This is a genomic window from Colwellia sp. 20A7, from assembly GCF_009832865.1.
Lineage (GTDB): Bacteria > Pseudomonadota > Gammaproteobacteria > Enterobacterales > Alteromonadaceae > Colwellia.
This window is the reverse complement of sequence record NZ_CP047130.1, coordinates 2604874-2625489: the sequence shown is the minus strand read 5'-3', so window position 1 is coordinate 2625489 and position 20616 is coordinate 2604874. Positions and strand designations below refer to the sequence as shown.

At 35.5% G+C, this 20616-nt stretch carries 19 protein-coding genes; 8 read left to right on the top strand and 11 right to left on the bottom strand.

The window, feature by feature from the left end; all coding sequences use genetic code 11:
* Positions 1 to 5: 5 nt before the first annotated feature.
* Both pheT and GQS55_RS11415 read left to right on the top strand, forming a co-directional pair.
* Positions 6 to 2444 (top strand): phenylalanine--tRNA ligase subunit beta, encoded by a 2439-nt coding sequence (gene pheT / locus GQS55_RS11420; protein ID WP_159820641.1) that lies wholly within the window; start codon positions 6 to 8, stop codon positions 2442 to 2444.
* A 3-nt stretch (positions 2445 to 2447) separates the two neighbouring features.
* Positions 2448 to 2741: an integration host factor subunit alpha gene (locus tag GQS55_RS11415; RefSeq protein WP_159820640.1), complete on the top strand. Its 294-nt coding sequence runs from the start codon at positions 2448 to 2450 to the stop codon at positions 2739 to 2741.
* Between the two features lie 141 nt (positions 2742 to 2882).
* On the opposite strand, the gene GQS55_RS20050 is transcribed toward GQS55_RS11415, so the two are convergent.
* The 3 genes from GQS55_RS20050 to fadE form a co-directional block, all read right to left on the bottom strand.
* Positions 2883 to 3041 (bottom strand): hypothetical protein, encoded by a 159-nt coding sequence (locus tag GQS55_RS20050; protein ID WP_236559623.1) that lies wholly within the window; start codon positions 3039 to 3041, stop codon positions 2883 to 2885.
* A 63-nt stretch (positions 3042 to 3104) separates the two neighbouring features.
* A complete protein-coding gene (locus tag GQS55_RS20045) occupies positions 3105 to 3275 on the bottom strand; it encodes a hypothetical protein (RefSeq protein WP_236559622.1) in 171 nt (56 codons plus the stop codon).
* A gap of 206 nt (positions 3276 to 3481) precedes the next feature.
* Positions 3482 to 5908 carry an acyl-CoA dehydrogenase FadE gene (fadE, locus tag GQS55_RS11405; RefSeq protein WP_159820639.1) on the bottom strand — a complete coding sequence of 809 codons (2427 nt, stop codon included), beginning with the start codon at positions 5906 to 5908 and terminating at the stop codon, positions 3482 to 3484.
* A gap of 151 nt (positions 5909 to 6059) precedes the next feature.
* Between fadE and GQS55_RS11400 the strand changes: the two genes are divergently transcribed.
* Positions 6060 to 6845: a class II glutamine amidotransferase gene (locus GQS55_RS11400; protein WP_159820638.1), complete on the top strand. Its 786-nt coding sequence runs from the start codon at positions 6060 to 6062 to the stop codon at positions 6843 to 6845.
* Between the two features lie 135 nt (positions 6846 to 6980).
* Here GQS55_RS11400 and GQS55_RS11395 read toward each other — a convergent pair whose 3' ends face one another.
* The 3 genes from GQS55_RS11395 to purM are packed head-to-tail and all read right to left on the bottom strand — an operon-like array spanning position 6981 to position 9572.
* A complete protein-coding gene (locus GQS55_RS11395) occupies positions 6981 to 7778 on the bottom strand; it encodes a DUF3108 domain-containing protein (protein WP_236559621.1) in 798 nt (265 codons plus the stop codon).
* Positions 7779 to 7833: 55 nt separating this feature from the next.
* On the bottom strand, positions 7834 to 8490 hold the full coding sequence (purN, locus tag GQS55_RS11390; RefSeq protein ID WP_159820637.1) for a phosphoribosylglycinamide formyltransferase: 657 nt from the start codon (positions 8488 to 8490) through the stop codon (positions 7834 to 7836).
* Between the two features lie 41 nt (positions 8491 to 8531).
* The gene (gene purM, locus GQS55_RS11385; RefSeq protein ID WP_159820636.1) at positions 8532 to 9572 is read right to left on the bottom strand and encodes a phosphoribosylformylglycinamidine cyclo-ligase; all 1041 of its coding nucleotides are present in this window, start codon (positions 9570 to 9572) and stop codon (positions 8532 to 8534) included.
* 281 nt (positions 9573 to 9853) lie between these two features.
* On the opposite strand from purM, the gene GQS55_RS11380 reads away from it, so the two are divergent.
* The 3 genes from GQS55_RS11380 to GQS55_RS11370 are packed head-to-tail and all read left to right on the top strand — an operon-like array spanning position 9854 to position 12482.
* On the top strand, positions 9854 to 11059 hold the full coding sequence (locus GQS55_RS11380) for a DUF2066 domain-containing protein (protein WP_159820635.1): 1206 nt from the start codon (positions 9854 to 9856) through the stop codon (positions 11057 to 11059).
* Positions 11059 to 11778, top strand: a complete 720-nt coding sequence (gene hda / locus GQS55_RS11375) for a DnaA regulatory inactivator Hda (protein WP_159820634.1) — start codon at positions 11059 to 11061, stop codon at positions 11776 to 11778. Before GQS55_RS11380 ends, hda begins: the two co-directional genes overlap by 1 nt.
* A gap of 53 nt (positions 11779 to 11831) precedes the next feature.
* Entirely contained in the window at positions 11832 to 12482 is a 651-nt protein-coding gene (locus GQS55_RS11370) for a fumarylacetoacetate hydrolase family protein (protein ID WP_159820633.1), read from the top strand.
* Between the two features lie 85 nt (positions 12483 to 12567).
* Here GQS55_RS11370 and GQS55_RS11365 read toward each other — a convergent pair whose 3' ends face one another.
* The 5 genes from GQS55_RS11365 to GQS55_RS11345 form a co-directional block, all read right to left on the bottom strand.
* Positions 12568 to 14259: a methyl-accepting chemotaxis protein gene (locus GQS55_RS11365; RefSeq protein WP_159820632.1), complete on the bottom strand. Its 1692-nt coding sequence runs from the start codon at positions 14257 to 14259 to the stop codon at positions 12568 to 12570.
* Between the two features lie 322 nt (positions 14260 to 14581).
* Complete coding sequence (locus tag GQS55_RS11360) at positions 14582 to 16483, bottom strand: hypothetical protein (RefSeq protein ID WP_159820631.1); 1902 nt, start codon at positions 16481 to 16483, stop codon at positions 14582 to 14584.
* A gap of 36 nt (positions 16484 to 16519) precedes the next feature.
* Entirely contained in the window at positions 16520 to 16921 is a 402-nt protein-coding gene (locus tag GQS55_RS11355; RefSeq protein ID WP_159820630.1) for a DUF2069 domain-containing protein, read from the bottom strand.
* Positions 16922 to 16953: 32 nt separating this feature from the next.
* The gene (gene arsC / locus GQS55_RS11350) at positions 16954 to 17295 is read right to left on the bottom strand and encodes an arsenate reductase (glutaredoxin) (RefSeq protein ID WP_159820629.1); all 342 of its coding nucleotides are present in this window, start codon (positions 17293 to 17295) and stop codon (positions 16954 to 16956) included.
* A gap of 30 nt (positions 17296 to 17325) precedes the next feature.
* A complete protein-coding gene (locus GQS55_RS11345; RefSeq protein ID WP_236559620.1) occupies positions 17326 to 18792 on the bottom strand; it encodes a beta-barrel assembly-enhancing protease in 1467 nt (488 codons plus the stop codon).
* 233 nt (positions 18793 to 19025) lie between these two features.
* Between GQS55_RS11345 and GQS55_RS11340 the strand changes: the two genes are divergently transcribed.
* Complete coding sequence (locus GQS55_RS11340) at positions 19026 to 19286, top strand: sulfurtransferase TusA family protein (RefSeq protein WP_159820628.1); 261 nt, start codon at positions 19026 to 19028, stop codon at positions 19284 to 19286.
* Between the two features lie 14 nt (positions 19287 to 19300).
* Entirely contained in the window at positions 19301 to 20371 is a 1071-nt protein-coding gene (locus tag GQS55_RS11335; protein WP_159820627.1) for an AI-2E family transporter, read from the top strand.
* Positions 20372 to 20616 lie beyond the last annotated feature (245 nt).

Genomic DNA, 20616 nt, shown 5'->3' with positions numbered 1-20616 from the left:
CCCAAATGAAATTTAGTGAATCTTGGTTACGTGAGTGGGTAAATCCTGCACTTTCATCTGATGAATTAGCTCATCAAATTACTATGGCTGGTCTTGAAGTAGACGGAGTCGATCCTGTTGCAGGCGAATTCACCAATGTTATTATTGGTGAAGTGGTTGAATGTGGACCTCACCCTGATGCAGATAAACTGCAAGTAACAAAAATAAGTCTTGGCGATTATAGCTCTACTACAGTAGAAAAAGGCGAGTTGGTTAGCATTGTTTGTGGTGCAAAAAATTGTCGTACTGGGCTTAAAGTCGCGGTTGCGACAGTTGGCGCAGTATTACCGGGTAATTTTAAAATTAAAAAGGCTAAATTACGTGGTGTACCTTCATTTGGTATGTTGTGTAGTGAGTCTGAAATAGGTTTAAGTGATAGCTCTGATGGTATTATGGAGCTAGTGCAAGATGCTCCAGTAGGTACTTGTTTACGTGAATATTTAGATCTAGACGATGTTACTATTGATGTTGATTTAACGGCTAACCGTGGTGACTGCTTAGGTATAAAAGGCTTAGCTCGTGAAGTAGGCGTACTTAATTCAAAAGAAGTAACTGAAGTAGAAATTAGTGCGGTTAAATCAACAATTGATGATGTTATTGATATTACAATTGAAGAAGGCACAGCATGTCCTCGTTATTTAGGTCGTGTGATTAAAGGCATTAATCCTGCAGCACAAACGCCATTATGGATGGTAGAAAAACTACGTCGTTGTGGTACGCGTTCAATAGATCCTGTGGTTGATGTGACTAATTATGTGTTGTTAGAGCTTGGTCATCCTATGCATGCTTTTGATTTATCAAAAATTAACGGTGGCATAAAAGTACGTTTTGCAAATAAAGCGGAAAAACTAACCTTATTAGATGAGAATGAAGTAACACTTAAAGATAAAACATTAGTGATTGCTGATGAACCAGCTAATGGTAATGGTAAAGCATTAGCCATTGCCGGTATTTTTGGTGGCCTTGATTCTGGTGTAACAACAGAATCTACTGATATATTCTTGGAAAGTGCATTTTTTGCTCCATTGGCTATTTTAGGTAAAGCACGTCAATACGGTTTGCATACTGACGCATCACATCGTTATGAGCGTGGAATAGACCCTACATTACAAAATGATGCGATGGAGCGCGCTACACAGCTATTGTTGGATATTGTTGGTGGTCAGGCAGGACCTATCGTTGAAGCCAAATCAGAAAGCGATATCCCTCAAACTAAAAATGTTTCTTTAAGACGTGAAAAGTTAGATAGCCGTATTGGTCATCATATCGAAGATACTAAAGTAACTGAAATTTTAACACGCCTTGGTTTCACTGTTAATGTTGAAGGTGAGGGTAGTGCAACAAAATGGAAAGTGGTAGTTCCCGCTTACCGTTTTGATATAAAAATTGAAGTCGACTTAATTGAAGAAGTTGCTCGTATTTATGGTTATAACAATATTCCTAATATTGCACCAAAAGCGAGTTTAAAAATGGTCAATAAAAAAGAAGCGATTATTGATTTAGCTAAATTAAAAAATACGTTGGTAAACCGTGATTATCAAGAAGCGATAACTTACAGTTTTGTTGACCCTAAAATACAATCGATAATTCATCCTAATCAAGAAGTGATGACTTTACCTCATCCTATATCGTCAGAAATGTCGGTAATGCGTTTAAGTTTATGGACAGGTTTATTGCAGTCAGTTGTTTATAACCAAAACCGTCAACAAAGTAGAGTACGCTTATTTGAAGCTGGCTTACGTTTTGTACCTGATGAAAATGCAGAAAATGGTGTTCGTCAACAAAATATGATTGCTGGTGTTATCAGTGGTAATTGTGCTGATGAACATTGGAGTGTAGAAAAATCAGCAACAGACTTTTATGATATAAAAGGCGATGTTGAAGCGCTTCTTTCACTAACGTGTGATGCCGCATCATATGAATTTTCTAAAGCTGAAGTTAGTGCACTACACCCAGGACAAACGGCTCAAATCACTAAAAATGGTCAGTTAGTTGGCTTTGTCGGTACTTTACATCCTGAATTAGAAAGGAAATTAGGATTAAATGGTCGAACATTAATTTTTGAATTATTATTACCTGAAATTTTAGGTCAAAAAATCCCTGAAGCCTGTGATCTCTCTCGCTTTCCTGCAAACAGACGTGACCTTGCTGTAGTGGTAAAAGATGATGTTGATGCAAAAAAAGTGTTACAACTTATTGAAAAGGTTGGCGGAAGTCTACTAATTGATCTAAACTTATTTGATGTATACAAAGGTCAAGGTATAGACGATGGTTATAAAAGTCTTGCCATAGCCTTAGTATTACAAGATACAAACAAAACGCTTGAAGACAAAGACATCACAGATGTCATTGATCGAGTCGTTGATTCTTTACAAACAGAGTTGAAAGCATCACTGAGGGACTAAGCAATGGCGCTTACTAAAGCAGAAGTAGCAGAACATTTATTTGAGAAAGTTGGGCTTAGCAAGCGCGACGCAAAAGACATGGTTGAAATGTTTTTTGAAGATATTCGCGAAACATTAGAAAGTGGCGAACAAGTCAAACTTTCTGGTTTTGGAAATTTTGACTTACGTCAAAAAAGCGAACGTCCAGGGCGAAACCCTAAAACAGGAGAGGATATTCCTATTTCTGCTCGTAAAGTTGTTACTTTCCGACCAGGTCAAAAGTTAAAAAGTCGTGTTGAAGATGGAAATAGCGACTAAATACCTTTAGTTCAATATCTGTATTAGCTCAGGTCTAATATGTTAAGCTCCTATTTTAGGTGCTATTTCATATTAGATTTGAGTTAGATATTTCTATATTATAATTTGATATTCATCAAGTTAATTCTTGCCGTGTTATTTTTAGTCATATACTTCTTTAAATGCTACAACATAATATCCGTCGATCAACGCACCTTTTAACTCTGTATGGACTTTAAAGCGCTTAACTCCATGATACTTCGTTGTAATATTCACCGTCATCATTGCAAAACTCTCATCGTTATAATTAGCCGATTCCATATAGAGCTCCCATAAATCTTCAGCCGTTTTTTGATAATTTGGATCCGGATATGCCTTTGCCCACTAATGATCTTTATCAGGTATATCGTCTAAATTCCAACCTATAGTACGATTAAAGCTACTATTTAGGTAAATCATAGGATGATTAAGCGTATTATCCTTAAGCTCCAGTACAGCAATAGGAATTGGTAACATATCAAAAAAATCAGTTGGGATTTGTTTAGATTTAGACAATTTAAAACCTTTGAGATTAATTAGTTAAATAGAGAGGCTTCACTTAATATATAAATGATTATAGCTATTTATTACATTGATTTTTTGATTATTTTAGGGGGAAAGGGGATATTATTCTACAGACGTTATATACAACTAATTAATAGTGACGGTATTTATAACGTTATAACAATACTTTGTTATAACGTTATATTTATGCAATTTTATTATGAAGACTTTGAGGCTGCTAACTCATTACTATCAAAATCATCAACACTAATAACAGCCTTTCTTCCTATTTCGGCTTTGATTAGTAACTGTGCTTCTGTTTCGGTGATAGCATTTGCAGCTAACCCTAATTTAGCGGCATTATCTAATTGATAAAAAGGTAATTTCTTATCAATAGCGTCACATACTTTTTTAAAGATTGGCTCACAAGCAATAATATCTTCTAATGTTTGTTCTAATAAACCATAAACATTTTTACCATCTCTGGTTAAATATTGCCATTTACCTAATCTATCTCTGGCGGGGCAAGGTGTTTGTAATAAGCTTGCTACTTGATGGTCTAAATGATCTGATGGTTTAGTTAGCCAAGTACCGAACGGGAATATTACAGCTCTTAATGTACATGCGAGCCAGCGATTCGGAAAGTTGCTAAGTAAAGCATCTATGGCGACTTGTATGTTATATAAAGAATCTTCTACAGCCCATTTCAATAATGGTAAGTCATCGGCTTGTCTACCTTCGTCATTAAAACGTTTTAGACAAGCACTTGCTAGGTATAAATGACTTAATACATCACCCAATCGTGCTGATATACGCTCTCTGCGTTTTAAATCTGCACCTAAGGCCAACATCGAAACATCACTAAGCATCGCTAAATTGGAACTAAAGCGAGTTAATAATTGGTAATAACGTTTACTTTCATCATTAAACGGGGCAGGTAATAAATGAGCGCCAGTAAGAGAGCACCATAAACTACGGCTTATATTACTAATGCTGAAACCAATATGACCAAATAGTGCGTGGTCAAAATCATTCAATGCTTGTTCTGGGTTACTTTCATTGGCCGCTTCTAATTCAGCTAGAACATAAGGATGGCAACGTATAGCCCCCTGACCATAGATGATTAAGCTGCGGGTCAGAATATTTGCACCTTCAACCGTTATCGCGATAGGCGCACCTTGGTAACTCCTAGCAAGATAGTTGTTAGGTCCCATACATATACCTTTGCCACCATGAATGTCCATAGCATCAATGATAGATGAACGCATTTTCTCTGTTAAGTGGTATTTAGAAATAGCAGAAATAACTGACGGTTTTTCGCCAAGATCTATTGCGCCGGTTGACAACGTTGTAACAGCATCCATTAAATAGGCGTTACCACCAATTCTTGCAAGAGGCTCTTCAACACCTTCCATTTTACCAATAGGTAATTTAAATTGACGTCGAATTCGGCTATAAGCACCAGTAGCTAATGCAGCTGTTTTTATTCCACCCGCACTATTTGAAGGCAATGTGATTGCTCGGCCAACAGATAAACACTCAACCAGCATACGCCAGCCGTGTCCAGCCATTTCACTTCCACCAATAATATAATCAAGTGGAACGAACACATCCTTACCTTGTGTTGGACCATTTTGAAATGGAACATTAAGCGGAAAGTGTCTGCGGCCTATCGTGATGCCGTTCATATTTGTAGGAATTAGCGCACAAGTAATACCTAATTCTTTAGTTTCGCCAAGTAGCCCATCAGGATCTTCAAGCTTAAATGCTAATCCTAGCACCGTCGCAACAGGTGCAAGCGTAATATAGCGTTTGTCCCAATTCAGTTTTATTCCCAATACTTCTTTATCTTCGAATACTTGTCTACAAATGACACCTGTATCTGGAATTGCGCCTGCATCAGATCCTGCTTCTGGACCTGTTAATGCAAAACACGGAATTTCTTCACCGGTAGCTAAACGTGGTAAGTAATAATCTTGTTGTTCTTTAGTGCCATATTCTTGTAATAACTCACCTGGACCAAGAGAGTTTGGTACACCGACAGTACTCGCAAGAACCGAGCTTACTCCTGTTAATTTTTGCAATACTCTTGATTGAGCAAAAGCAGAAAACTCTAAGCCACCATACTTTTTCTTAATAATCATGGCAAAAAATTTATTATCCTTTAAGAATTGCCAAACTTCTGGTGATAAATCTGCAATTTCATGGGTAGTTTGCCACTCATCAACCATGCCACATACTTCTTCTACAGGGCCTTCTAAGAATGCTTTTTCTTGAGCGCTAAGGCGAGGTTGAGGATAGTTATGTAACCTTGACCAGTTTGGGTTGCCCCGAAACAATTCAGCTTCAAACCAAGTAGTACCGGCGTCTATAGCTTGTTGTTCTGTTTCCGACATTTTTGGCATTATTTTTTTAAATAATGTTAATAACGGCATACTAATAAATTGTTGGCGAATATTATCAATATTCAATGGAAGAGCAATCACAGCAAAAAGTAGCCAAGATACAAACCCGATAATATCGAAAAAAGTACCAACAGCCATTAATCCCATAAATGCAAAAGTAAATGATGATAGCGAAGCACGCGAGTAGCTCATAAACCAAGTAAGCGAAAGCGCTAAAATTAACCAAAGTAAAATATCCACAAAATATCCTTGTTTTTGTTACATTGAATAAAAGTAATTGTATAATCTATATATAGATTATATTAACAAGATAACCAAGTATTTGTTTGGGTTATATTGGTTTTATTTTGCTTTTCAATTTTATTTTATTTGATTCTCTTTAAGGTTAATTATGTGTGAACTTTTAGCTATGTCAGCTAATGTACCAACAGATATTTGTTTTAGTTTTAGTGGTTTAATGCAGCGAGGAGGAAATACAGGTCCTCACAAAGACGGTTGGGGTATCACATTTTATGAAGGTAAAGGCTGTCGTAGCTTTAAAGATCCACAACCGAGTGCTCATTCGCCTATTGCCGATTTAGTGACAAAGTATCCGATGAAAAGCGAGTCTGTAGTTTGCCATATTCGACAAGCTAATTCAGGTGGTGTTTGTTTAGAAAATACCCATCCTTTTATTAGACAAATGTGGAGTAAAAATTGGACTTATGCACATAATGGGCAATTAAATGATTTTCAAAAAGCATTGCCTATTAAATGGCACTTACCGATTGGAACGACTGATAGTGAGCATGCTTTTTGTTGGATTTTAGACCAGCTTCATTTTAAGTTCGCTGAGCAAGAGCCGTCATCAGTTGTGTTATTTGAATTTATCGCAACATTAACCAGTCAAATTGACAGCCTAGGTGTTGCTAATATTATTATCAGCGATGGTGAGTGCTTATTTGCTTATTGTTCTAACAATCTACATTGGATAACACGTCGAGCACCTTTTGGAAAAGCTAGTTTAATTGATGCCGAAATGGCAGTAGATTTCCACCAAGAGACGACAGATAAAGATATTGTTACTGTGATCGCAACCAAACCACTGACCGATGATGAAACTTGGCATAAGATGAGTGCCGGAGATTGGCATTTATTTCGATTGGGTGAATCAATATCGTGTGGTAGAAAAGAATAATCAAAAACTAGCGGTAACTCTCGACTTATTTATTTAGAAGCAGCGCTATATAGAAGACGTGATATAGAGCTATTTATGGGATGACGAGTAAAGTCGTCATCCTTATATTCCAGATTTTTTTCAGTATCGTTTCTGCTACTTTACTATGCCTTTGTCTGTTTTTACATTTAACGTATAGCCTGAAAGCTGGGCTTCAAACTGTTCATTTCCTGCTTTTGTTTGGTACAGTTTTACTAATAAGTAATCGAGTTCAGGGGCAAACCAAGCATAAGTAATACGTTCTTTGTCTTTGATTTCACGCTTAAAGCGTACGGTTTTTACTAAACCGTACGGCAGAATCAATTCTTCTTCGCCATCATACTCATAGATATAATCTTTAATTGAACCTGCAGTATTAATCACCGAGTAGGTGTAAGTTTTTTGTGTGGCATCAGCTATTAGGTTTAACCTGTGTTGAAGGTGATAGCTGAGTTTATCTTGTAGATTATTAGAGAAGTCTACTGTGTGCGCTCTTTTGCGTTGAATATCTTCAGCTTTATTTTCTGATGCATGGAAAAGCCACTCGTAATGTTTATCTTTACCTGTACCTTCTCTACTATATTTATAATGTAGTGGTGTTACTTGGTTATCTGTTATTGTTAGAATTGAGGTTTCACTGCGAGTTTGTGAAAAAATAAGCCATTCAACATAAGTTTTATAATGATAATCAATACTACCATCAGTTTGATAACTTAATGACCTAACTGCAGTACCTACCGGGTCAGCCTTATGTAACACCGTATATTCAGCTGTAAATTCAGGAATAATATTTTTATATTGATTACTGTCTTGATGAGTAGTGACTACTTTTTCAATAGTATCGGCAATACTAGTAGTAGATATCAAAATAAGTAAAAGGGCAGGTAAAAAAAGTAGAGAGTGTTTTATTGGCACGGTTTATCCTGAAAAAGTATAAAGGTAAAAAATTAACTACCTTTATACTAACAGCTTATTCGTCGTTCGCATAACCTGAAATTGAGAGAATATTATTATCTAATATTGCTACTTCATTTTTATCTTTAGTTTCCATTCTTAAACGATTTTCACATAACCATTTAACGACTAAAGGGTAAATTCTATGCTCTTGTTCATGTACGCGTGCAGCTAAATCATCGCTAGTATCACCGTCAAATACAGGCACTTTAGCTTGTAATATAACAGGACCACCGTCCAATTTTTCAGTAACAAAATGTACACTCACACCATGCTCTTTATCACCGGCATCAATGGCACGTTGGTGTGTATTTAAACCTTGATACTTAGGCAGCAAAGAAGGGTGGATATTGATTAATCTCCCTTGATAATACTGAACAAAAGCAGGTGTTAATATACGCATAAAACCCGCAAGTACGATAATATCAGGAGAGAACTTATCAATTTTAGTGATTAGAGCCTGATCGTAACTTTCACGACTCTCAAAACCTTTATGTGAAAGCGCAATGGCTTCAATATCAGCATCTTTGGCACGAACTAAGCCATAAGCATCAAGTTTATTTGAAACCACACCAACAACAGAACCAGGATAATCGCCTAATTTACAAGCATCAATGATTGCTTGCAAATTAGTGCCACGGCCTGAAATAAGTACAACTATTCGGCTAGACATTTGCTTTCCTTATAAAATTAACTATTAGATTTGTATCTAACTTAAGAAAAAACAACCTGTTCTTGACCGTCGGCTTTGTCAGCTATTGAGCCAATATGCCAAGCTTTTTCGCCGTGGGCAGTTAAAACTTCAATGCTTTGTTCAACTTTATCTTGAGGAACAACGATAATCATACCGACACCACAATTAAAGGTACGGTACATTTCGTGTTCAGTGATATTGCCATTTTCTTTTAACCAATTAAAAATTTCTGGCCACTGCCAGCTTTCACCATTAATCACTGCTTGCGCTGTTTCAGGTAAAACACGTGGAATATTTTCCCAGAAACCACCACCAGTAATATGTGAAAGCGCATGAACATCAATTTCTTTAAGTAAGGCTAATACAGACTTCACATAAATTTTTGTTGGTTCAAGTAAATGTTCGCTAATCGCTTTTCCATTAAGTAATTCACTTGTATCAGTATTATTAACTTCTAATACTTTACGAATTAATGAAAAACCATTTGAATGAGGACCTGAGGCGCCTAATGCTATTAACTGATCACCTGCGGCCACTTTACTACCATCAAGTAAGCGTGATTTTTCAGCAACACCAACACAAAACCCTGCAATGTCGTAATCGCCTTGATGGTACATACCTGGCATTTCAGCCGTTTCACCACCAACTAAAGCACAACCTGCTTGAATACAACCTTCTGCTATACCTTCAACTACTGAAGAAGCTACGGCAACATCAAGTTTTGCTGTTGCGTAATAATCTAAGAAGAATAATGGCTCTGCACCTTGAACAATTAAGTCATTAACACACATAGCAACTAAATCGATACCAACAGTATCATGCTTTGCTAAATCAATTGCTAAACGTAATTTGGTTCCTACGCCGTCTGTGCCCGCAACTAATACAGGCTCTTTATAGCCAGTAGGTAACTGACAAACACTACCAAAACCACCTAAACCACCCATAACTTCAGGGCGAGTAGTACGTTTTACTGCACCTTTAATGTTTTCAACAAGGGCATTACCAGCGTCAATATCAACACCAGCATCTTTATAACTTAAAGATTGTTTTTGTTCGCTCACAGGAAACCTCAAAAATTACCGATAGAATAATACCTAAATAAGCGTAAATTTTAGACTTACTAAGGTTTAAAAAGATGCGTATTCTACCAGTGCAAGCACATATACTCAAAATCTTTATCTTAATTAATCAATTTTTTTATTTAGTCATTGCCTAATTCACTTCTATGTAAGGATTAGACTAGAATTAGTAACGATTTTAGCCAAGGCATTGATTGTAGAGATATGTATATTGATTTGATTATGATAGAATCAGACCTACAAAATAGCTTGTTTTTTTTAATATGTTCAAAAAAATTAATTTTTTACTGTTTGTTATTCTTACCATTTTATCTTCTATAACCATTGAAGCGGTTGAAATAAAAGATTTATATCAGGCCAGTGTTGCTATTAAATCACAAAGCAGTGGTGATAGAGCTAATGCTTTGAAAAAGGCACTTGCTGCAGTGATGTTAAAAGTAGGTGGCGAACAAAGCGTTTTAGATAATGAAATTATCAAACAATCTTTGAAAGATTTCGATTCTTATCTAAATCAATACCGATACCAAGAAAAGTCAATTAAGGTTGAAGGTCAGCTAGGCTCTACAAAACAATTATTTATTTTAGCTAGCTTCAATGAAGAAAAAATAAATCAGTTATTTCAACAAGCGAATTTACCCTTATGGGGTAGTTTACGACCTCAAATATTACTTTGGTTAATTGAAGAGCAAGGGTTACAACGTAGTATTGTCTCTAATTCCTCTTCTTCTACTTTACCTTATAAAGTGAATGAATTTTCTATTCAACGAGGCTTGCCTATTATTATGCCATTAATGGATTTAACTGATTTTAATCAATTAACCATTAGTGATGTATGGGGGCGTTTCCAACAGCCTATAAAAGAAGCGTCGAATCGTTATTTAGCTGAAGCAATTGTTGTAATGAGAATTTCAAATTCAAGTTTACTTACAGATAGCTATACTGACAATTATACAGACACGGCTAAAGTTGAAACGAGTGATTGTGCTTTACCTTGTGTAGAGTCAAAAGTAAAAAACCATAATTATGTGCTTGATTGGAGCTTATTAGACTGGGGGCTTATTGAAGGACAACAAAAATTAAGTCAACAATATTTAGGTGATAATCCACAAGAATTATTAGAGCAAGGTTTGGCTGACATAACAGAGTTAATTTACCAACGTTATGCTTTATCTACAGCTAAACAGAACGACTTAGTTATTGAAGTTGCTAATATAGATAACTTAGCGACTTATGTTGACGTATTTAATTTTTTAAATAATTTATCTGCAGTAAAATCTGCAACATTACTTAGTGCTAAAGGTAGTGCAAGGCGCTTTAATCTTCAATTACTTGGTTCTAGTGATGCTTTACTGGCTTCGTTGAAGCTTGATAATACGCTTGTTCAAATTATTGACCCTTTAGCTCAATTCAATTCACCTACACCAAAAGGTGAAGGGATATTGGTACCAGTTTTTAATTGGAGCAAGTAATGGGTAAAACTGCGCAATTGGCTTTATCTGTACAACTCCCAGACGATGAAATTTTTGATAGCTACCTAAGTGAATCAAATAGTGCTGTGGTCAGTCAATTATCTCTATTTGTTGAAAATACCTTGTTACCTAATTCTAAACAACCTAACTGTTTTTATTTGTTTGGTTTAACAGGTGTTGGTAAATCACATTTATTACACTCTGCTAGTGCTTATGCTTCTCAATTAGGTAAAACGTCTGTCTGCTTATCTTGTGCAGAGTTATTACAATTATCAGTAGAAGTTTTAGACGGCTTAGAGCTAATTGATTTCATCTGCTTGGATGATATTCAATTAATTGCTAATAATGAGCTATGGCAGCAAGCTATTTTTGATCTGTATAACCGAGTTTTAGAACAGAACAATAGTTTATTAATTAGTGGTGATCAAAGTGCTGTTCAATTAGGTTTAACATTACCTGATTTAGTTTCTCGTTTAAGTTGGGGGTTAACAGAGCAGCTTAAACCATTAAATGATAATGAAAAGATTTCTGCGCTGCAATATAGAGCATCTAAACGTGGTTTAATGCTCAGTGATGATGCTGCAACCTTTCTTCTCAATAGGTTGTCTCGTGCGATGACAAATTTAATTGACTCATTGGATGTGCTAGATAAAGCTTCAATTAGAGAGCAACGTAAGATAACTATTCCTTTTATCAAAGATATTCTAAATATAGCTTAATATTACTTGATAACGATAAACCCTTTAGATTAATTTAATTACAAGAGAATAGGATGAAAACAGTAAATTTTGACGGGAAGAAGATAACACCCTCTAAAGTTATTTGTATCGGTCGTAATTATGTTGTTCACATAGCCGAATTAGGGAATGAAATACCAGATGAAATGATTGTATTTTTAAAACCTAATTCAGCTATTTCTGATCAGTTAGCGTCTTTTCATCAAGAACCACTGCACTATGAAGCTGAATTATGCTTCCTATATCAAAAAAACAATCAAAAAAATAATCATAAAAGTGAAAATGAGCAGGGAAAATTTACTGCGGTTGCTCTTGGGTTAGATTTAACTAAACGTGATTTGCAAGCAAGGTTAAAAGCGAAAGGGCTACCTTGGGAGCGTGCTAAGGGGTTTGATGGCGCGGCGTTATTTAGTGATTTTGTCGCGATTGATACTATTGATAATAGCTTACAATTAGAATTAATTATTGATGGTAAAGTGATGCAATCAGGCGGTGTTGAACTCATGATGTATAAACCGGATACTATTCTAGCTCAACTTAGCAGTTTTTTTACGCTTGAAGACGGTGATATTGTAATGACTGGTACTCCTAAGGGAGTAGGGGGAATTGTTGCTAACAGTAAGTTTATAGGCAAAGTAAAAAAAGGTAATGAAACACTTATCTCTGCTTCATGGTTGGCTAATTAATTAATACAGAGTGTTAGTTCATCGCGAACTAACACTCACCGTATTTTGACTGTATTTTGACTGTATTTAGAGTCTGGCTTTAACCTTAAACTTTAAACTGTGCCACAATCTTTGATAGACGTTGCTCAAGTTGAATAAGTCCATTCGTTGTATTAGCAAGTTCAACAGCTCGCTCTGAAGAGTCTTCAGCAATATCAGCTATTTGTTGTACATTTTTACTAATTTCATCGGCAACCGTTGTCTGCTCTTCTGCCGCAGTAGCTATTTGGGTATTCATATCTGTAATAGTGCTTACTGAATTAGTAATGGTTCTTAATGAATCACTTGCTGTGGCTGCCATCATTACCGTGTCTTGACTTTGTTTACGGCTAGTTCCCATAACATTTACTGCTTCACTGGCTCCTTGCTGTAAACGTTCTATCATTTGCTGTATCTCTTCTGTACTTTGCTGAGTACGACTTGCTAATGCACGAACCTCATCAGCAACAACCGCAAAACCTCGACCTTGTTCACCTGCACGGGCGGCTTCTATCGCTGCATTAAGTGCAAGTAAATTAGTTTGGTCGGCGATTGCTTTAATAACATTAAGTACATTGCCTATTTCATCTGCATCAGTGCTCAGTTGATTAACAACTTCACTCGCACCATTTATATTGTCAGAAAGTGCAGAAATTGCCGCAATAGTCTCTTCAACAATACGTTGACCAGTCATCGCTTCTGTATCAGCTTCTTGTGCAGAAGTTGCGGCATTGGCAGCATTTGTTGCTATTTCTTGTGTTGCTGCGGCCATTTCGTGTACGGCCGTTGCTGCTTGAATTGTTTCTTGTCTTTGATTTTCGACATTACCATTGGTACTTATTACGACTGTTTCCATCTGATGAGAAGAGCTACTTAGATCAATAATGCCACTTTTAACTTCTAAAACAGATTGCTGCATTTTTTCTACAAATAAGTTGAAACCCTTAGATACTTGACCAACTTCATCTTCAGCATATACTTTTAAACGACGAGTTAAATCACCTTCTCCTTGGCTAATATCGTCTAATGCAAGCGCAGTGTCACATAAAGGTCGCGTAATTCTAGCAGAGATGTAAAGACTGATAAAAATCACAAGTGCGACTAAAGAAGCACCGACAGTACCAATAAGCAACATGGCTTTATTAATACCAGCATCAACTTTCATACGGATATTTGCAATTTCATCTTCAATATCATCGACATAGAAACCAGTGCCTACCATCCATTTAAATTTATCAATAGATTTCGCATAACCTAATTTAGTCACTTCCATATCTTTAGAAGGTTTGTGCCACATGTATTCTACATAACCACCACCATTTTGGGCTTGCTCTATTAATTCCTTAATAACAAGTACACCGTTTGGATCTTTTAAGTTATAAAGGTTTTTTCCTTCAAGCTCTGGTTTTTCTTTATGGGCAATGTTTACACCGTCATATTCATAAATAAAAATATAACCATCTTTCGACTCTTCAAAAACAATATCACGTAAATAACTGGCGACTTCATTTTTCTTCTGTTCATCATCAATACCGACAGCTTGTTCAACTAATTTATTAATTGAAGATAACGATATATCAACATAATTTTTAAGTGTTGTTCGTTTATCTGCCATCATAGTGATTTTAGTATTTTTAACTTGTTCTTCGCCAAGTGCTTGAAGTTGGATATTCACCAAAAACATAATGACTAAAACAGCCAATATGAGAGGGACTATTGAAAGCAATAAAATCCTTTGCTTAATACTAAGTGTGTTCATGATAATCCTTACCAGTCAGAGTGTTTTTAAAGCAGATAAAGCTAAACGTTAAATAGTTTCTATATGCTTGTTTAAATAATTGTTTAATTATCAAGGAGTATAGACAAATTATTTTTTTCTACAAAGAAGTGAGTATAAGTTTTTTGTTTTATTATTAGAAGGAACTCTAATAGATAAGCAAAATGGAATTCACAAGTGATGTGAACTAAAACTACACATACTTTATTTAAGAGATTCTACAGAATTGTAAGAAATATTACTATTGTTAACGCTCACTAATAATATTTCTTACTGTTTTTGATGTTTAGGTTTAATAATTAAATTAATGTTTAGGTAGTGATTTATGATGATACTGATAAGGGATAACTTGTTGCTCTTGTATCGTTGTATATACGCGTTTTGCATTTTTTTGTTTATTTGACTGGATTGGACTTATTGTTAAATTTTCTATCCAATCATTTCCACTTGTCATTTGAATAGGGGTAGGTACAGTCATTAGCGCAGTTTCACTATCAAATTCAGGTAATACTCGACTCGCACTAAACAATACTCTTGGTTGAACATCTTGCTCTCCTATTCTACCGCGCTGACCCCAAGTAACCTTATAATCACTACTGAAAATATTATCACCAATAGGTTGGTTTGTTATTGCAACATCTCTAAAAATATCAAAACGCTTTTGCATCATCAATTCTTCAAATAACATGGCGTAATCTTCTCGTAAACTTGAATAAGCATAAAAGTCGGTGGCAGCATCAGGACTAAAAAAGGTTTCTATATCAGTTGGTAAATACGATTTTTGCGTATTTGTCGCACTTTCACCGGCAAAGTTTACTTGAGCCAAATCACGCATCGTTTGACTTTGTAGAGGAAGTGCTACAGACAAGTTGTCTGATTGAGTACTATTGCTAACAGCGGCATCTAATATACGCTGTGAAGACGAGTAGGTCGACCATCGACTACTAGGAAAAAAGTCATTTGCATGCGCTAATTCATGGTACATCAATGATGTTAGTCGATATAAATCATCACTTTCGGTACGGTCAGTGCGTACTGAAGTAGGAATAGTCAAATAAGCGTAATCATTATCTTTTACATAGCGCCAAGGCATCACAAATTGAAGATCATTACCAAAATCTGCTCGATAATCTGGTGCTTCATTTATTGTGTCTCGTTCTTGTGCTGTTAGCCAAAAATTATTGGCATCAAGATAGATAGCACCTGTTGCAGCCCAGTAAAAAGAGGGACGAACATCGTAGCTGATAACAATTGCTGTTGTTGCTCTAAGTAGACGTTTTATATCATCATGAGGATCATTGTTAATTAAAAATGATTCAAACTTTTCACCCATCCATTGGTGCGATACAACAACTCTATCCATAATAGTATCGACAGATGGAATATCAGCAGCGTTTTGAACTTCACTCGCAATAAGAGGTAATTTACTTAATGTACAAGAACTCGTTAAGGTATTAGAGTAAACACAATCAACTACATTATCTTTGTAAGGGCTAGATTCATTATAAGGAAATACCTTAGCTACGCGTGTATCAAAATAAGCGTTATTACTAATTGTATCGGCTGATTCAACAAGTATTGTTACTGTATCAGTATGTTTTATTCCGTCCGCAGAAATTGAGGCTTCAAAACTTAAGTAAGTATCTTGATTTACTTGTGGTGCGTCGAAAAATATTGCTAACTTTCCGTTAGTGTTAGTATCGGTTAATGTTACGGTAGGACCGGCAACTTGTTCCCAATTCAATAAGTCACTATCAATGTCTGCATCAACTTCAGCTCTTAAAGACACTTTGTTACCGCTGCGTACTTCATGTGTTAATCGCGTTGTGATTAAACTTGATTCTTCTGCTACGGTTATAGATTTTGTTAATGTTTGACTTGTACCGCCGTCATTATTAAAACTGACTGAAAAGCTGTATTCACCAGCACTATTAGGTGTAAAACCTATAGCTTTACTTGTAGGAGCGAGTATATCTACGGAGTCACCAGCTGTTTGTTGCCACTGTATATTAGTTAAGTCACCCTCAGGAAAGTATAAAATTAAATCTATCCCTTGGTTTATTGAAAGTGACTCTTCAAGTTGTAAAATACTTCCTATAGTATCAACATTATTAGTATTATCAGGCTGAGAGGTTCCACCACCGCAAGCTGACAACACAAGCGTTGATGAAAGTGTTAAGTGTAAGAGAGTATTTTTAAGTGTCATGCTGTGAATCCTTTAAGTGCAGATAAAACAACCAAGTTAATCAGCTTTATCCGTTTTAGGTTTACGAATACTAAGACCAAGTTCTTGTCCTTTATATTTTGCATAATAACTACATCCCAAAAACATAGTAGAAGCAAATATAAGCTCTAATAAAGCCCAGATCCTGTCACTTGGTAAGACCCATAATGTTGTTAATGAATGTAAAAAGTAAATTAAAACAATAAAGTTTGCCCAAGCATGAGTAAATGGATTGCCTTGCAAAATTCCCTTCATAGGGAAGAGTAGTGGTAAAATAAAGAGCAAAAATGTTGTTAAAGTACTTAAACTTTCACTTGGAGATAAGACTAATAACCATAGCGGCATAAAAATAAGTAAAGAAAAATAGCCAAACAATGCTAATTTTCTTAGATTCGGGGTAGAGATTCTTTGAGTTTTCATCTATTGCTTACAACCTTTAATCTAGAGCCAAGTTAACATAAAGCGAGGGCATTTTCTGGCGGTCTGCCTATTACGGCTTTATTACCGTCACTTACAATAGGGCGTTCAATTAGTTTTGGTGTAGCAGCCATAGCAGCTATAAGTGTTTTATCATCAGCGCCTTTAAGGTTTTGCTCCTTAAATTCGGCCTCTTTTACTCGCATCATTTCTATAGGAGAACAAGACAATAATGATAATACTTTTTCAATCTCTGTAACGCTAAGTGGCTCTTTAAGATATTCAATTACCTTAATTTCTTTTTTTGAGTTTTCTTTAATTAGTTCAAGTGTTTCTCGACTTTTTGAACATCTTGGGTTGTGATAAATTGTTAACATAATATATTTCTTAATCAGTAAGGTTTTGTATTATAAACGTTTAAGTTTATTCTCTTGTTCTTGAAATTGTAATATTCTGGCTTTAACGCGTTTTTGTAAAAGAGGTTGCCCTTCAATAAACTCATAACTCGTTTGTAGTTCATCCACTGCTTTTTTATATGCGCCTAATAAGGCCATCACTTCAGCGTTTGTTATATGCATTAAGCCTTTTTTCTCTTGTTTTCTATATACTTTTGTCAATATATCATAAGCAATAAAGTTTTCCGGACTAACGATTAAAAAGTCTTGAAGAACTCGTGCTGCTTGTTCATACCTACCAGCAGTAAGTAAAGCATTTCCGTGGTTTAAACTAATGACCTGATTATTAGGCATCAGTAAACTTAACTCGCTCAGCATTGCTATTGCTTTGTCATATTCTTTTAACGATAAATAAACATCTGTTAGGGCATCAATATAAAACAAGTTATTCTTATCTTCTTGTCTTAGCGATTCTAAAATGGCTTTGGCTTGGTCATTATTTTTATTTTCGAAATATGATAACGCTAATCCATATTTTGCACCAGCTTCTAAACCATAACTTTGTGTTCGTAATTGTCGGTCAAAGTATGCAATATTATCTTTAGAGTTACCTTGGTATCGTGCCTGAATTCTAGATTTTGCTAATTCAAAATTGAGACTAGGCGCTAAGCGTCTTATAGGGTAGTTATGTGCTCTTTGTCTTGCGTCAGCTATTCTAGATTCAGGTAAGGGATGCGTGAGTAACATTGCCGGTGGTTTGCTCGCGTAGCGATATTTCTCTGACATTTTAGCAAAGAAACTGGGCGCACCTTGAGGATCAAAATTACTATTCGCCAATAAAGCTATGCCGACTCTATCGGCTTCTTTTTCATTACTACGAGTATAATTAATACTTGCTTGCTGAGAAGCAGCCATAGAAGCACTTAAGGCCGCCATACCGACGGTAGGATTTACTAAGGCAAGTAATATACCTGAAATCATACCTGCCATCGTTAAGGATTGGCTATTACTTTGCGATTCTAAACGGCGCGCTAAGTGGCGTTGAGTCACATGAGATATTTCATGAGCAATAACAGATGCAAGTTCACTTTCATTATCTGCAGTCGTTAATAAACCGCTATGAATACCAACATGACCACCAAAAAACGCAAATGCGTTAAGTTCATCGTTGTTGATTAAGAAAAATTCAAACGGATAATTAACATCATTAGCATTTTTAACTAATTGATTGCCTAAATGATTGATGTATTCTATTAAAACAGGATCTTGAATAACAGGTTGGCTAGCACGAAGCTGACGCATCATAGCTGTGCCTATTTGTCCTTCTTTGTCTAAAGAGAGAACACTAAAGCCTGAAATGCCTATCTCGGGTAATTTGTTTTTATTATTTTGCCCATTAGCCTTGGCATCTAAAGCAAACGTACTTGCCATTAACGTTGTGATAGCAAAGCCTATCAATAAAGGTTTTATGTTAAACAATATGTAATCCTGTCACTAGTATTATGAGAATGATATGAATAAATGCAGTATATTGATGCTAAATACCCATCATTCTTTGACACCGATTATGAAGAAAAATTCGGTTTAAATTAAATTATTATCAATTAAGTTGTTTAAGTAAGCTGTTCATTTAGCTATTTATATAAGAACAGTTAAGATAAGATATCTAATAGATTGTCTCAGATTACTTTGTTAAAAAAAAGAACTAAATAATGATCTTTCAATATGATGCTAGTCAAGAAAAGTGTCCACTTCCATTGGTTCAGTTACGCTTGATTTTGAAGAAAATGACAAAAGATGATGTTTGTGTGTTAAAAATACGTGATTCAGGCTCTAAAGAAAGTATACCTAAATTATTGTCTAAGTTAGGCTATGTTTTTAAGCAAAATATTCTTGGCAATAATATTGTAGAAATAACGTTATCTAAAAAACAATTAAATTTAACTAATATAAAATATGATAAAACACAGTAGAGTAAAGGAAATATATGTTTAAGCTTTTTAGCGACTGGTATACCCGTAAGTTTTCAGACCCTCATGCTGTTACGCTTGTGGTTATTTTGCTCGGTCTATTTTTATTCCTCGCCTTATTTAGTCATTTATTAATGCCAGTATTAGTCGCGCTAGCGATAGCCTTTTTATTAGATTTACCCGTAAATAAATTAGTGGCTTTAAAGCTTTCCAGAACTGGCTCAACCGTTGTTATTGTTGCTAGTTTTGTGGGTATATCGTTAATTTCTCTGCTTGGTTTACTGCCAATTATCTGGCAGCAAAGTAGTAATTTATTGCAAGAAGTACCCAACATGGTGACTGAAGGACAAAAATATCTATTAACGTTACCTGAAAAATATCCAGACATCATTCAAGCTTCACAGATTGAAACCTTTATTAATACGATTAAAGACAAGTCTCTTGAATGGGGGGAAGTTGCTCTTAAGGCGTCTCTTAATTCTATTTCTGATATTGTGGCCTTAATGGTTTATCTTATTTTAGTGCCTTTAATGGTGTTCTTTTTTCTTAAAGATAAGCAAGATTTGTTTGCTACTTTCAGTCGATTCTTACCTAAAGAGCGTCGTATGGCCACTGCAGTTGGTAAAGAAATGAATCAACAAATATTAAATTATATACGCGGTAAAGTGATTGAAATTCTTATTGTTGGCGCTTCTACCACTATCGCGTTTGTTTTTCTTGATTTACGTTATTCTGTTTTATTAGGCGTACTCGTTGGTTTGTCAGTATTAGTACCTTATGTTGGGGCAACTATTGTAACCATTCCTGTCTTTTTGGTAGCGCTATTTCAGTTTGGTTTTAGCCAAGAACTAGGCTATGTAATGTTGGCTTATGGGATTATTCAAGCCATAGACGGTAATGTTATTGTGCCATTGCTCTTTTCAGAAGCAGTTAACCTTCATCCTGTGACTATTATTATTGCAGTAATACTCTTTGGCGGGCTGTGGGGATTTTGGGGAATATTTTTCGCGATACCTTTAGCAACTTTAGTAAAAGCGGTAATTAATGCTTGGTCTACAACGCAGGAAGACTTTGAATCTATAACTTAAAAAATTAAAGAGGGTAGCGATAATACTTGCCATTTTAATTATTACTTCGTTACAGTAAACGTAAATATATGCCGATTTAATCAGCAATATTTACTGTTAGCTTAATCATAAGTTTTTCCAAGGGAGCTATATAAGCTATTCTCAGTTGAATTGCTTATATAGCCGACAGGTAAACGGTTGTGCTCTATTTTAAGTGCGGGTAAACAGTTATATCGGTTAGTTATTTAAACTTAAAACTATGGTGA

Bases quoted from the DNA above. Each gene is read 5' to 3' on its own strand.
- GQS55_RS11370 (WP_159820633.1), top strand. From the start codon at position 11,832: ATGAAAACAGTAAATTTTGACGGGAAGAAGATAACACCCTCTAAAGTT.
- arsC (WP_159820629.1), bottom strand. From the start codon at position 17,295: ATGTTAACAATTTATCACAACCCAAGATGTTCAAAAAGTCGAGAAACA.
- GQS55_RS11360 (WP_159820631.1), bottom strand. From the start codon at position 16,483: ATGACACTTAAAAATACTCTCTTACACTTAACACTTTCATCAACGCTT.
- purN (WP_159820637.1), bottom strand. From the start codon at position 8,490: ATGTCTAGCCGAATAGTTGTACTTATTTCAGGCCGTGGCACTAATTTG.
- hda (WP_159820634.1), top strand. From the start codon at position 11,059: ATGGGTAAAACTGCGCAATTGGCTTTATCTGTACAACTCCCAGACGAT.
- GQS55_RS11380 (WP_159820635.1), top strand. From the start codon at position 9,854: ATGTTCAAAAAAATTAATTTTTTACTGTTTGTTATTCTTACCATTTTA.
- GQS55_RS11340 (WP_159820628.1), top strand. From the start codon at position 19,026: ATGATCTTTCAATATGATGCTAGTCAAGAAAAGTGTCCACTTCCATTG.
- pheT (WP_159820641.1), top strand. From the start codon at position 6: ATGAAATTTAGTGAATCTTGGTTACGTGAGTGGGTAAATCCTGCACTT.
- GQS55_RS11415 (WP_159820640.1), top strand. From the start codon at position 2,448: ATGGCGCTTACTAAAGCAGAAGTAGCAGAACATTTATTTGAGAAAGTT.
- GQS55_RS11335 (WP_159820627.1), top strand. From the start codon at position 19,301: ATGTTTAAGCTTTTTAGCGACTGGTATACCCGTAAGTTTTCAGACCCT.
- GQS55_RS11355 (WP_159820630.1), bottom strand. From the start codon at position 16,921: ATGAAAACTCAAAGAATCTCTACCCCGAATCTAAGAAAATTAGCATTG.
- GQS55_RS20050 (WP_236559623.1), bottom strand. From the start codon at position 3,041: ATGGAATCGGCTAATTATAACGATGAGAGTTTTGCAATGATGACGGTG.
- GQS55_RS11400 (WP_159820638.1), top strand. From the start codon at position 6,060: ATGTGTGAACTTTTAGCTATGTCAGCTAATGTACCAACAGATATTTGT.
- GQS55_RS11365 (WP_159820632.1), bottom strand. From the start codon at position 14,259: ATGAACACACTTAGTATTAAGCAAAGGATTTTATTGCTTTCAATAGTC.